Genomic DNA, 12,169 nt, shown 5'->3' with positions numbered 1-12,169 from the left:
ACACCCTATGAAATCACCAAGGTTTACGCTTTCCGCGACCGCCGTCTGGACACTGGCCGTCGCCTTCACGGCCCAGGCCGATGATGGCTACGATGCCCCCGCGGACTGGCCTTCGCCCATGACCGAACACGCCGTCGGCTCGGTGCTGGTCGATCGTCTCGAATACGCCTGGCCCGAGGACGGCGAAGAGGCGCTGAGCTGGGATTTCCAGGCCTGGTACGGCGGCGACTTTCAGCGCCTGTACGTAAAGGGCGAGGGGGAAAATACCCAGGGTGACGGTGAAGACGCCGAGTTCGAGTCGCTGGACCTCCTCTATAGCCGCCTGATCGATGATTTCTGGGAATTGCAGGGTGGCGTCGGCTATCAAGGAGGGCTTGGCAGCGAGGATCACCCGGAGCGTTATTTTGGCGTACTGACGCTACAGGGTCTGGCGCCCTATCGCTTCGAGACCGAGGCCGATCTGCGGGTGAGTGATGACGGCGACCTGTCCATGAGCCTCGAGCAGGAGCTCGACCTGCGCCTGACTCAGCGGCTCTACCTGCAGCCGAGACTCGAAGTGGCGGCCGCGCTCGATGATGCGCCGGAATTCGGCGTCGGAGACGGCCTTAATTCGGTCCAGACCGGGCTTCGTTTACGCTATGAGCTGCATCGGAAATTCGCTCCCTACGTGGGCGCCTACTGGAAAAAACTCTATGCGCAAACCGCTGACCTGGCAAGAGACTCGGGGGGTTCTACCGAAGATACCGTTGTCGTTGTGGGTGTCAGGATGTGGTTCTAATAGCGACAGATTTGGGCCGAGAAATAATGGTTCTTTATTCAGCGTATTTTCAGTGTTGTCAACCAAAGTGAGGGAGAACCCATCACGGAGGTAGTATCATGAAACGTCAATTTAAAGTCTTGAGCATTGTCCTCGGATTGAGCGTTTCCGCTGGAGTTGTTGCGGCACCAGGCCATCAAGAAACCACGCTGAAAGTGCTGGATGAGGGTGTTTCGCAGACCCAGCAGCTGCGCGGAGGTCCGGCGCGTTATTCCATCCCGGTGGCGCGCGCGGGCAAGCTGTATCTCAGCAGTGAGCATCTGGCCAGCGAGTCCAGCCAGTCGGTAGCCATCGGCGGCGTGCTCTATGATGAAGATGGCAGGCTTGTCGCCAGTGATACGGATAAGAATGGCCATTTCACCATGGTAGAAGACGTTCAGGCCGGAACCTATACTCTCGAAGTGACAGGGCAGGCGCTGGGTAGCGTCGAGGAGGTTAGTGGACGTTATACCTTGCATGTCGGTATGGAGTGATCGGGTTGTCGCCTTGATTTTTCGGTGCCGATAGGTTCCCGAAGCCCCCTTCTGAAAGGGGGCTTTTTACGTGTTTCTGTATCATTTTTCTAGTGATTGTGGCGAATGATGGCCTGTGCAGCAGTCCTCGCCTTGACCTTTGTGCTGCACATAGGTTTACGTTGGCTCAACACGAAGTTCGGTCTTGAAAGCTCTGGTTGGCAATCGCCCGGGGCGTGATCGCTCTCCTCGGCAGCGCTCATCGTTTCTTTGCGTTGAACAATGGCATACGCGCTCGGCGGGGACGGCATCGGAGGCCGGTCGTGATCCATGACCTTCGGGAGGCGAGCGTATGGCGGATTTTCTCTCCACCTGGCATCAGGCGTCGGTGACCAGTCTGGGATTTTTCTGGATGGCATTCTGGGCCTTTGGCCTCGGTTACCTGGTCAGTAGCCTGATCCAGGTGCTGGTGACCCAGGCGCGCATGCAGCGCACCATGGGCACGACCGGTCCACGCAGCATCGCTCTCGGTACCTTCTTCGGTTTTCTCTCCAGTTCCTGTAGTTTCGCTGCCTTGGCCACCACCCGGACGCTGTTTCAAAAAGGCGCGGGCCTGGTGCCATCGCTGGCCTTTCTGTTGGCATCGACCAACCTGGTCATCGAGCTGGGTTTCGTGATTGCCATTTTTCTGGGCTGGCAGTTCGTGGTGGGGGAATACCTGGGCGGATTGCTTCTGATCCTGTTTGCTTGGGCCTTCGTTGCGCTTACGCGTCCTTGGCAGATGGTGAAAGATGTCCGCGAGCGCCTCGGGGGGGCTCACGAGCCTGATGATCAGGGCCGCAACTGGCGTGACAAGCTGCGTAGCCGCGAGGGCTGGCAGCAGATTGGCCAGACCTATGTCATGGAGTGGCAGATGGTGTGGAAGGATGTCCTGATCGGGTTCACGGTGGCGGGCATCATTGCCGCCTTCGTCCCGGCGAGCTTCTACGCCGTGTTGTTTCCGGGCGCGGGAGAACAAGCGGCGCCAGGGCCTCTGGACGTCGTCACCCAGACCCTGGTTGCACCCGTTGCGGCATTTTTCACCTTCATCGGCTCGATGGGCAATATCCCGCTGGCGGCCGTCCTGTACGACAACGGCGTTGGCTTCGCAGGGGTGATGGCGTTCGTGTTTTCGGACCTGGTGGTCTTGCCGGTGCTGCGCATCAATGCGACCTACTATGGCTGGAAGATGTCGTTGTACATCCTGCTGCTGCTGTTCTGTGGTCTGGTCGCGGTATCGTTGACGTTGCACCTTGGGCTCGCGACGCTGGACTTGCTGCCCCAGAACCAGGGCCAGCAGAGCATTACCCAGCGAGACTTCTTCGCTTTCGACTATGGCTTCGTCCTTAACCTGATCTTCCTGGCGGGCTCCGCCGCCTTGGTGGTGCTGTGGCGTCAGGCGACGCCTGCCCATGGCGGTCATGGGCACCATCACGACCACGCCGCCGGGGCCAGTCTCGGCGACTGGATCTTGCGCGCCGGCGTCGTCATCTGCCTGGTCTGGCTGGGCTTCGGCCTGGTCGTGCCCGGGCTCGTCGGCGCCTAGCCGCATAAACCTGGCAGGCAAGCCGACGGGAGCCAGAGGGGCGAGCGCGCCGGTGGCGAACGGAACCAACTTCTCGCCACTCGGCGTGGCAATCTGTGGCTGCCCGGTGCCAGAATGGAGCCCTCACGGACAAGGGCCCTGAGATGATCGGGTTCCCATAGAGAGAGCGTTCATGAAGTCAATGACCTGGGAGCGACTGCTCGATCCCGTTCGCCTGCACGATCCTCGCGGTACCAGCGAGAGAGAAATCGGCCGTAGTCCGTTCCACAAGGATCACGACCGGATCGTCTTCGCCGGCTCCTTTCGGCGTCTGGGACGCAAGACCCAGGTCCACCCGCTGACCGATAACGACCATATTCACACCCGCCTGACCCACTCGCTGGAAGTCGGCTGCGTCGGGCGCTCGCTTGGCATGAGCGTTGCCGAACACTTCAAGGGGCGGCTGCCTGAGTGGATCACTCCGGCGGAACTCGGGGTCATCATCCAGGCGGCCTGTCTCGGCCACGACATCGGCAACCCGCCCTTCGGTCACGCCGGCGAGTACGCCATTCGGGACTGGTTCAAGTGCGCTGAGGTCAACGGCAGTGGCTTGCTCGACGGATTGTCGGAGCTCGAGCGCGAGGACCTGCTGACCTACGAGGGCAACGCCCAGGGCTTTCGTATCGTCACCCAGATCGAATACAACCAGTTCCGCGGCGGCATGCGCCTCTCCGCCGCGACCCTCGGGACACTGCTCAAGTATCCCTGGACGGTCGTTCATGGGGGGCTGGCCGGCAAGTTCGGCTGCTACCAGAGCGAGGTCAAGCTGCTTGAGCAGGTCGCCGACCATCTCGGCCTGATCCCCCAGGGCGAGAATCGCTGGTGTCGTCATCCGCTGGCCTGGCTGGTCGAGGCGGCGGATGACATCTGTTATGCGTTGCTGGATCTCGAGGATGGCGTCGAGATGGATATTCTCGGCTTCGACGAGGTGGCCGAGATCCTGATCCAGATCGCCGGTGGCGAGCCCGCCGACTACGCCGAAATGTGCCGCGCCGGTGTTTCCCAGCGGCGGCGTATCGCCGCGCTGCGCGGCGCGGCCATGGAACGCGCGGTGACCGATGTCGCCAAGGTCTTCGTCGAGCACGAGTCCGAACTGCTCGGCGGCACCCTGCAGGATGACCTGCTGGAGCTGTGCCACCCGGATCTGGACTGGGGGGTGAAGCTTGCCAAGCAGCTGGCACGCAAGCGCATCTTCAAGAACACCCGCAAGGCCAAGCTCGAGATCGGCGCCTACACGACCCTCGGCATCCTGCTCGAGGCCTTCATCGGTGCGGCCCATGAGCTGCACCATACCGGGCGCTCGAGCTTCAAGCACCAGCGGGTTTTGGCATTGATCGGGGAGAACACGCCACTGCCCTCCTGGTCGCTGTACGACAGCTATCGGCGCATGCTCGATTTCATCGGTGGCATGACCGACCATTACGCGGTGGACCTGGCCCAGGAGATGGGCGGACGCCTCAGAGGCGACTAGCGGGCCTGGCCGGCCCCGGTGGGGGCGGTTGCCAGACTATCGGGCGCCGGCATGGCGCCGCCAGATCAGGAGCACAGGATGGTGACTTCTCTGCGACCGACGACGCGCACAGGCGCCAGCGGTTCGACGATGGCGCGGGGTCGCCGCCGTGTCGTCGCGGCCTTGCTGGGGCTGGCCATCGGCCTGGTTGGCGCGTCGCCGGCGGCGGCCGAGTTCGCGCCGTCCAGTGCGCAACGCGATGCCCTGGAGGACATCGAACGGACCAGCTTCGCGCACTACACCCTGGCATTGACCTGGCATCCGGGGTTCTGTGCCACGCGCCGTCAACCGCCACGCGAGTGCCGCGAGCCGCGCTTGATGGCGGCGGCCGATGATGGGTTCGTGATCCATGGCCTATGGCCATCGCGGCCGCAGCGGCTGATCGAGACGGGCGTCTCGGTGGCGCAATGGCACCGCGAAGGCTGCTTCGTCGAGGACTCACGGCCGAGGGGCGGGTTCTGTCAGGCCGGGCCGGCGCTGGCCCTGGAGCCAGGCCTGGAGGAGGCGCTGGACGAGGCCATGCCGGGGCGCGCCAGTTGTCTGGATCGCTACGAGTTCGCCAAGCATGCGGCCTGTCTGACGCTTCCCGAGGACGATTTCTTCGCCGCTGCGGTGGTGCTGTCTGACCTCGTCAATGCCAGCGCCTTCGCCGAGTTCGTGCTTGTCCACCAGGGAGGTCAGGTGGGGCGCAACGATCTGATCCAGGCCTTCGAGGCAGCCTTCGGGCGCAACACCGGGCGGGCGTTGTCATTGCAATGCGGTGGGCGCGGCAATCGCCTGCTGACCGAGGCGCGGATCGGCATCGACGCCGATCGCATCGATGACTTCCCGGCGGCCGACAGCCTGGTGGCGATAGCGCGAGGGCGCTGCCCGCGTACGATCGAGATCCCCGCGTTCTGACCGGTCGCCACGCCACGCGGGAGCGCTAGACCGATGGCCCTTCGAGGTGGCCGAGCTCCACCAGTCGTGCACGGCCACGCAGGGCGGTGATGATGCGATCGTGAACGATCGGGGCAATGCTGCCGGGGCGGGCGTCCGTGATGTGGGCGGCGAGGCCCTCTCCGCTGACCACTTCGAGATCTCCCGGCTCCGATTCCCGCGCAATCTTCCAGCCCGGTAGCGCGAGGATACCGCGTACCGGCACCGGCTGGCCCAGCTCGCGGCACAGCCAGGCAGCGACCCAGCGTGTCGCCTGGCGAGTCTTGCGCTGGGGCAGGCGCTCGTTCCAACCGGGAAAGCGCAACCGCTCGTGCTCGACAACGACCGTATCCTGAGTCTCGCCGGCGGGGGTGATGGCCGGGGTCCGCGCCCGGGTCTCGATCACGAACACGCCGTAGGGGGTGATGGCGACGTGGTCGATCAGGAAGGTGTCGGCGGGCACATCGTGGAAGACGTAGAAGGGGTGCGCCTCGGGGCGGATCAGGCGCTCGAGCTCCTGTCCCACGGCAAGCTCGCAGGCGAGCCCCAGCTTGAGCCGGCTGATGCGCTGATAGTCGCGGATCAGGCGCAGGCAGACGAGCAGGGCCAGGACGGTGCAAAGGGCGCCGTACAGGGCCCATTCGACCCAGTTCTGGTGGTCCGAGAACAGCATGCGGCCCATGCCATAGACCAGCGGCGCGAGCATGATCAGCGGGCCCAGGGCGGCATTGAGAAACAGGTTGGCGAAGGCACGGTCGAGGCGGTCACGCAGCATCTGGCCGGGCTCTCGCAGGGCATGGGCGTCGAAGGGCGAGTGGACGCGCGCATCGTGCAGGCTGCGCAAGGCCACCACGACCACGCCGGCAGCGACCAGCGGGAACAGGAAGATCAGTGGCAGAAGATAGTCCAGCCAGGCCATCGGCACTCCTTGCCTTGGAAGCTTGCCCGGTGACGGAGGGCTTCCTGGCGTTCGCGAGAAAGAAGAATGGGGACCATTGTAGACAACTTATCCCGTCGGGGGCCACGTCGAGCCGATCGATACGCGACTCGGTGTAGACTGGCAGGCCTGGTGGGCTGGCAAAGGGGGCGAACATGAATCACGGCGCGGCGAAGCCCGGCGCAGTACCGAAGGGCGTCGAGGCCCTGGTGGACTTCGTCGCCGGGCATGGACGACTCGCGGTCTTGACCGGTGCGGGCATCAGTACCGCCAGCGGCATTCCCGACTACCGCGATGAGCAGGGCGACTGGAAGCGATCGCCGCCGATTCAGCATCGAGCCTTCATGACCAGCCCGGCGGCTCGACAACGCTATTGGGCGAGGGCCTTGGTCGGCTTTCGCACCCTGGAGCAGGCGCGTCCCAACGGTGCCCATCTCGCCCTGGCCGAGCTCGAGCGCCGAGGACGGGTCAGCGGGGTGATCACTCAGAACGTCGATGGGCTACATCAGCGTGCCGGATCGAAGCGGGTGATCGATCTGCACGGGCGTGCCGACCTCGTGGTGTGCATGAGTTGCGGTGCACGCCAGATGCGCCACGCCCTGCACGCCGAACTCGCCAGCCACAATCCGGCGTGGCTGACCGAGGCCAACCCCGAGCGCGCGGCGCCGGATGGTGACGCGGATCTGGAGGCCGACTTCTCTAGCTTCTGGGTGCCCGGTTGTTCGCGCTGCGGCGACGGCGTCTGGAAACCCGACGTCGTCTTTTTTGGCGACAGCGTGCCGCGAAGGGTGGTCGATGATGCCTTCGCGCTGGTGGAGGACAGCGATGCCCTGCTGGTCGTCGGGACGTCGCTGATGGTGTTCTCGGGCTACCGTTTCGTACGCGCCTGCGCCAAGCGGTCGCAACCGGTGGCCTGTCTTAACCTGGGGCGGACCCGCGGCGATGAGCTTTACGCGCTGAAGCTCGAGGCGAGTGCCGACCAGGCCTTGGAAGCGCTGGTCGCGGCCCTCGGCAACGGGAGCGGGCGCTGAGGCGCCTAGCCGCCCGCCAGCTTCACCTGATAGCCGCTTTTTTCCAGTTCGCGCTTGAGCGTCTCGCGATGATCGCCCTGGATCTCGATGACGCCCTCCTTCAACGCCCCCCCGGTGCCGCAGCGTTTCTTCAGCTCCTTGGCCAGTGCCTTGAGCTCGGCCTGGGGTAACGGCACGCCGCTGATCGTGGTCACGCCTTTGCCCTTGCGGCCGCTGGTCTCGCGACGGATGCGCACGATACCGTCGAGGGCGGCGAGCCGGGCTTCGTCGCCGAGTTCATCGCAGCGACAAGCCTCGCGTGGGGCGCGACACGTCGGGCAGATATCGCCGTGCTCGGTGGAGTAGACCAGGCCGCCGAGTTGTTCCTTGAGCGATGCCATGGGGAGCCTCCTGGGGAGTGAAACGGGACGGGAATTCGCGCGTGGCGATGGAGCGCCCCGCCGGTCGGCGAGGTGCGCGGTGAGCGCCTGACGGTAGGCTGCGTCAGGCGAGCTGCACCGGGATGGCGTTGCTGGTGTGGCTGACCGCATTGCCTTCCTGAAGATAGACCAGGGCCGGGCGATGGCGCTCGAGCTCCGCCTCGTTGTACTGGGCGTAGCTGCAGATGATCACCCGCTGGCCTTCGCTCGCCAGGTGAGCGGCGGCACCATTGACCGAAATGATTCGTGAGCCTTCCTCGGCGCGGATGGCGTAGGTGGTGAAACGCTGACCGTTTTCCACGTTGTAGATCTGGATCTGCTCATTTTCGCGGATGCCCGAGAGGTCGAGCAGCTCGCCGTCGATGGCGCAGGACCCTTCGTAGTTGAGCACCGCATGGGTAACACGGGCCATGTGCAGCTTGGCCTTGAGCATGATGGTCTGCATGGGGCTATTCCTCGCGTCAAGCGTCCGCGGCTTCGCGCGGCAAGGTCAAAGACAGGTTGTCGATCAGACGGGTGGTGCCGAGTCTGGCGGCAGCCAGGACGATGGCTTCACGGGTAGTGGCCGTCACGGCACCGAGATCCGGGGTGCGCACTTCGAGATAGTCGGGGACGAAGCCGGCGCGGCTCAGGCGCTCGTGGCCCAGGTGCAGCTGGCTCTGGATGTCGCCTCCGGCTTGCAGGGCGTCGCGGATCTGGCGCAGCGTCTGCTGCAGCTCGGCGGCGGTGGCGTGTTCGGCATCGCTCAAATAGCCGTTGCGGGACGACAGGGCCAGCCCGGAATCCTCGCGTACCGTGGGCACACCGATGACGTCGATCGGCATGTGCAGATCGGTCACCATGCGCCGAATCACCGCCAGCTGCTGGTAGTCCTTTTCGCCGAAGCAGGCGACGTCAGGCTGGGTCAGCTGGAACAGCATGTTGACCACGGTGGATACCCCGTCGAAGTGGCCGGGGCGGGAGCCGCCGCACAGCCCTTCACTGACTTCAGGCACCCTGACCAGGGTCTGGCACTCGAGTCCACGCGGATACATGACCTGGGGCGTCGGCGTGAACAGGAGATCGCAGCCGGCCGCTTCGAGCTTGGCCTTGTCGGCGTCCAGCGTGCGCGGATAGTTGTCGAGATCCTCGTTGGGACCGAACTGCAGCGGATTGACGAAGATGGTGGCGACGATGGTATCGCAGCGGGCGCGAGCCGCCTCGACCAGGGCCAGATGGCCGCGGTGCAGGTTGCCCATGGTCGGGACCAGGCCAATGCGGTGGCCAGCGCGGCGCTGCGCATCGAGTCGCGTGCGCAGGTCGCAGACATCGCTGGTGGTGTGCATCGCGACCTCCTAGAAGCAGTGTTCGTCGGCCGGAAAGCGGCGTGCGAGCACGTCCTCGTGGTAGCGCCGGAAGGCATCGGTGATGCCGTCGGCGCCGTCGAGGAAGTTCTTCACGAAGCGTGGCGTGCGGCCGTGGGTGACGCCCAGGACATCGTGCATGACCAGAATCTGGCCGTCGGTATCCGGGCCGGCTCCGATGCCGATCACCGGTACCTCCAGCGCTTCGGTGATCGCGCGGCCGAGGCTCGCTGGCACACACTCGAGCAGGATGACCGAGGCGCCGGCATCGACCAGCGCCCGGGCGTCTTCGAGGATGCGGCTGGCGGCCTCGGCCTCGCGCCCTTGTACCTTGTAACCGCCCAGCTGATGCACCGTCTGGGGAGTCAGGCCGAGGTGGGCGCAGATCGGCACCCCGCGGCGGGTCAGTTCGCGGATGTCGTCGGCCATCCAGCCTTCGCCTTCGACCTTGACCAGCTCGGCGCCAGCGCGCATCAACTCGGCGGCGTTCTCCAGCAGCTTCTCGCGGCTCGGGTTGCCCATGAACGGCAGGTCGACCATCAGCAGGCTGTCCCCCTTGCCGCGGGCCACTGAGCGAGTGTGGTAGCAGATGTCGGCCATGGTGACGGGCAGAGTGCTGTCGTGGCCCTGCAGGACCATGCCCAGGGAATCGCCGACGAGCAGCACATCGATGCCGGCACGGCCGGCGGCGGCGGCGAAAGAGGCGTCGTAGGCGGTGAGGCAGCTGAAGGCCTCACCGGCGCGCTTGCGCGCCTTGAGCGAGCTCAGGGTGACAGACGTCATGGCGTGATCTCGTGGTTGGCGGTGGGAGGGCGACATGGGCGCCTCCTCGGGTGTTACCGTGAATTGTTACCGATGCGTGAAGGAGTGTCGATAGGTAACACTGCTACCGACGGGCCACGCTCAAGGTCACACCGCTCGAACATCATCGGCGGCCAACCCCATGGCCAATTCATCGGCGGCCTCGGCCACGCGGCGGCCGTCGGGCAAGACCAGGGTGGCGGCGATTTCGGCGAGCGGCAGCAGGACGAAGGCGCGTCGCGCCATCTCCGGGTGTGGCAGCGTCAGACGGGGATGCTGCCAGCGTTCCTTGGCGTAAAGTAGCAGGTCAAGATCCAGGGTACGGGGCCCCCAGTGGCGTTCTCGCACCCGGCGATGCTGTTGCTCCAGTGCCTGCAGCTGATCGAGCAAGGCGAGCGGTGACAGGCGGGTGCGGACGGCGGCCACGGCGTTGACGAAGTCGGGCTGATCCTGAGGGCCTACCGGGCGGCTGGCGTAGCGCCGGGAGGCGCTCTCGAGGCGCGTCAGCGGCAGCCGCTCGAGGGCCGCCAATGCCTGAACGATACGCTCATGAGGGCCGTCCAGGTTGCTGCCGAGCCCGATCCAGGCCTGAGCCTCTCCGGACCCGCGTTCGCCGGCCTGAACGTCGCTCATGAGTCGTCGGAAGGGCCGTCTGGCGAGCCGTTCGAGGGACCATTGGCGCGCGGTTTGCGCCGCCGGCGCTTGCGCTTGCGCGGCACCGCCGTACCCGCCGGGTCGGCACCGACCTTGCCCAGCAGGCGGCGCTGCTCGTGGTCATCGGCCTCCTGAAAGGCGGTCCACCAGTCACCGAGGCCGGGCTCGAGCTCGCCGGCAGCCTCGCGCAGCAGCAGGAAGTCGTAAGCGGCGCGGAAGCGCGGATGGTCGCGGGTCTGGAAGGCCCGCTTGCCTCGGCGCTGAGGCAGGCGCTGCTGCAGGTCCCAGATATCGCGCATCGGCATGCTGAAGCGCTTGGGAATGGAGACATGCTGGAGCTCGTGGGTGATGACCTGCTGGGCCGCGGCTTGCAGGGCCGGCACCGGAGGCATGCCGTCGGCTTCGAGGCGCGCCTGGCGAATCTGGACCGGCCCCCACATGAAGGCGGCCAGAAGGAACGCCGGCGTGACCGGGCGTTCGTCGCGAATGCGGCGGTCGGTGCTTTCGAGGGCCTGCTCGATCAGGGGTTCGAACCAGGGTAGCTCCGCCATCGCCTCATCGGCCTCGGGGAACAGCATGGCGAATAGACCGTAGTCGCGCAGCAGGCGGAAGGCGACGAGGCCTTCGCCGGAAAGGAACAGCTTGAGCACTTCATCGAACAGGCGCGCCGCGGGTATCTGCAGCAGCAGTGGTGCCATCTCGGCGAGGGGGGCTTCTGTCTGCGGCGCGAAGTCGAAGTCGAGCTTGGCGGCGAAGCGCACGGCGCGCAGCATGCGGACCGGGTCTTCGCGGTAGCGCGTTGCCGGGTCGCCGATCATGCGCAAGGTGCGACTCTCGATGTCCTCGAGGCCACCGGCAAAGTCGTGGATGCTGAAGTCGGCAATGCTGTAATACAGCGCGTTGACGGTAAAGTCGCGGCGTATGGCGTCTTCTTCGATATTGCCCCAGACGTTGTCGCGCAACAGCAGCCCATCGTCGGACTGCGCGGAGATATGCTCGGCGTGATCGTCGTTGGGCTTGCCGCGGAAGGTGGTGACCTCGATGACTTCGCGGCCGAAGCGCACATGGACGATGCGGAAGCGGCGGCCGATGATGCGCGAATTGCGAAACAGCTGCTTGACCTGCTCCGGTGTCGCGTCGGTGGCAACGTCGAAATCCTTGGGGGTCAGCCCGAGCAGCGAATCACGCAGGCAGCCACCGACCAGGTAGGCCTCGTAGCCGGCATTGTGCAGGCGGTAGAGCACCTTGAGGGCGGCTTCACTGAACTGGCGGCGTGATACCGGGTGGTCGTCCCGGGCAATGACGCGCGGTGTCGGGGGGCCTGCGGCTGCCTCCTGCGGGCCGAACAGGGACCGGAGGTGCTCGCCTGGGCTCTGCAGAAAGCGGGTAAATCCTTTGATCATGCGGCGATATCGACTCGCGGGGTGCGGAAAGGTGATGAGTGTAGCGGACGCTACCCACCTTGCAAAGCGTGCACCGATACAGTCCAGTGACCGTGGTCGGCAGATGACGGGCGATCCATTTGGCTCGCCGTGTCGGCTTGAAGGGGGCGTCGTCGCCTGGTCTCGGCTCGGGGGGACCGTCGTCGGCCGCCGGTGCCGACCGTGGCGGCGAGGGCCTGCTGGGTGGTCGGCGTCAGGTGCCGCGGTAATTCGTTGCCACT

General features: G+C 65.2%; 13 protein-coding genes. 6 read left to right on the top strand and 7 right to left on the bottom strand.

What is annotated here, in order from left to right; genetic code table 11:
* The first annotated feature begins 7 nt into the window (after nucleotides 1-7).
* From ACUN9Y_RS21430 to ACUN9Y_RS21410, 5 genes are all read left to right on the top strand, one after another.
* The gene (locus ACUN9Y_RS21430; RefSeq protein ID WP_445462775.1) at nucleotides 8-778 is read left to right on the top strand and encodes a copper resistance protein B; all 771 of its coding nucleotides are present in this window, start codon (nucleotides 8-10) and stop codon (nucleotides 776-778) included.
* A 98-nt stretch (nucleotides 779-876) separates the two neighbouring features.
* Nucleotides 877-1,290: a hypothetical protein gene (locus tag ACUN9Y_RS21425; protein ID WP_445462774.1), complete on the top strand. Its 414-nt coding sequence runs from the start codon at nucleotides 877-879 to the stop codon at nucleotides 1,288-1,290.
* Nucleotides 1,291-1,621: 331 nt separating this feature from the next.
* Nucleotides 1,622-2,854, top strand: a complete 1,233-nt coding sequence (locus ACUN9Y_RS21420) for a permease (RefSeq protein ID WP_445462773.1) — start codon at nucleotides 1,622-1,624, stop codon at nucleotides 2,852-2,854.
* Nucleotides 2,855-3,026: 172 nt separating this feature from the next.
* The gene (locus tag ACUN9Y_RS21415) at nucleotides 3,027-4,364 is read left to right on the top strand and encodes a deoxyguanosinetriphosphate triphosphohydrolase (RefSeq protein ID WP_445462772.1); all 1,338 of its coding nucleotides are present in this window, start codon (nucleotides 3,027-3,029) and stop codon (nucleotides 4,362-4,364) included.
* 78 nt (nucleotides 4,365-4,442) lie between these two features.
* Nucleotides 4,443-5,303, top strand: a complete 861-nt coding sequence (locus ACUN9Y_RS21410) for a ribonuclease T2 family protein (RefSeq protein ID WP_445462771.1) — start codon at nucleotides 4,443-4,445, stop codon at nucleotides 5,301-5,303.
* Nucleotides 5,304-5,328: 25 nt separating this feature from the next.
* Here ACUN9Y_RS21410 and ACUN9Y_RS21405 read toward each other — a convergent pair whose 3' ends face one another.
* Nucleotides 5,329-6,240 (bottom strand): nuclease-related domain-containing protein, encoded by a 912-nt coding sequence (locus ACUN9Y_RS21405; RefSeq protein ID WP_445462770.1) that lies wholly within the window; start codon nucleotides 6,238-6,240, stop codon nucleotides 5,329-5,331.
* Nucleotides 6,241-6,413: 173 nt separating this feature from the next.
* Between ACUN9Y_RS21405 and ACUN9Y_RS21400 the strand changes: the two genes are divergently transcribed.
* A complete protein-coding gene (locus ACUN9Y_RS21400; RefSeq protein WP_445462769.1) occupies nucleotides 6,414-7,289 on the top strand; it encodes an NAD-dependent protein deacetylase in 876 nt (291 codons plus the stop codon).
* A 5-nt stretch (nucleotides 7,290-7,294) separates the two neighbouring features.
* Here ACUN9Y_RS21400 and ACUN9Y_RS21395 read toward each other — a convergent pair whose 3' ends face one another.
* The 6 genes from ACUN9Y_RS21395 to pcnB form a co-directional block, all read right to left on the bottom strand.
* Nucleotides 7,295-7,669 carry a translation initiation factor Sui1 gene (locus ACUN9Y_RS21395; RefSeq protein WP_445462768.1) on the bottom strand — a complete coding sequence of 125 codons (375 nt, stop codon included), beginning with the start codon at nucleotides 7,667-7,669 and terminating at the stop codon, nucleotides 7,295-7,297.
* A gap of 103 nt (nucleotides 7,670-7,772) precedes the next feature.
* Nucleotides 7,773-8,153, bottom strand: coding sequence for an aspartate 1-decarboxylase (panD, locus tag ACUN9Y_RS21390; RefSeq protein ID WP_445462767.1), 381 nt, complete (start codon nucleotides 8,151-8,153; stop codon nucleotides 7,773-7,775).
* Nucleotides 8,154-8,169: 16 nt separating this feature from the next.
* Nucleotides 8,170-9,033, bottom strand: coding sequence for a pantoate--beta-alanine ligase (panC, locus tag ACUN9Y_RS21385; RefSeq protein ID WP_445462766.1), 864 nt, complete (start codon nucleotides 9,031-9,033; stop codon nucleotides 8,170-8,172).
* A gap of 9 nt (nucleotides 9,034-9,042) precedes the next feature.
* Nucleotides 9,043-9,834 carry a 3-methyl-2-oxobutanoate hydroxymethyltransferase gene (gene panB / locus ACUN9Y_RS21380; protein WP_445462765.1) on the bottom strand — a complete coding sequence of 264 codons (792 nt, stop codon included), beginning with the start codon at nucleotides 9,832-9,834 and terminating at the stop codon, nucleotides 9,043-9,045.
* Nucleotides 9,835-9,960: 126 nt separating this feature from the next.
* A complete protein-coding gene (gene folK / locus ACUN9Y_RS21375) occupies nucleotides 9,961-10,485 on the bottom strand; it encodes a 2-amino-4-hydroxy-6-hydroxymethyldihydropteridine diphosphokinase (RefSeq protein ID WP_445462764.1) in 525 nt (174 codons plus the stop codon).
* Nucleotides 10,482-11,909: a polynucleotide adenylyltransferase PcnB gene (pcnB, locus tag ACUN9Y_RS21370; protein WP_445462763.1), complete on the bottom strand. Its 1,428-nt coding sequence runs from the start codon at nucleotides 11,907-11,909 to the stop codon at nucleotides 10,482-10,484. The genes folK and pcnB overlap by 4 nt, the downstream gene beginning before the upstream one ends.
* Nucleotides 11,910-12,169 lie beyond the last annotated feature (260 nt).

The sequence above is a fragment of the Halomonas sp. V046 genome (genome assembly GCF_052645355.1).
The sequence above is the reverse complement of the archived record's forward strand: the minus strand, read 5'-3'. Positions and strand labels throughout refer to the sequence as shown.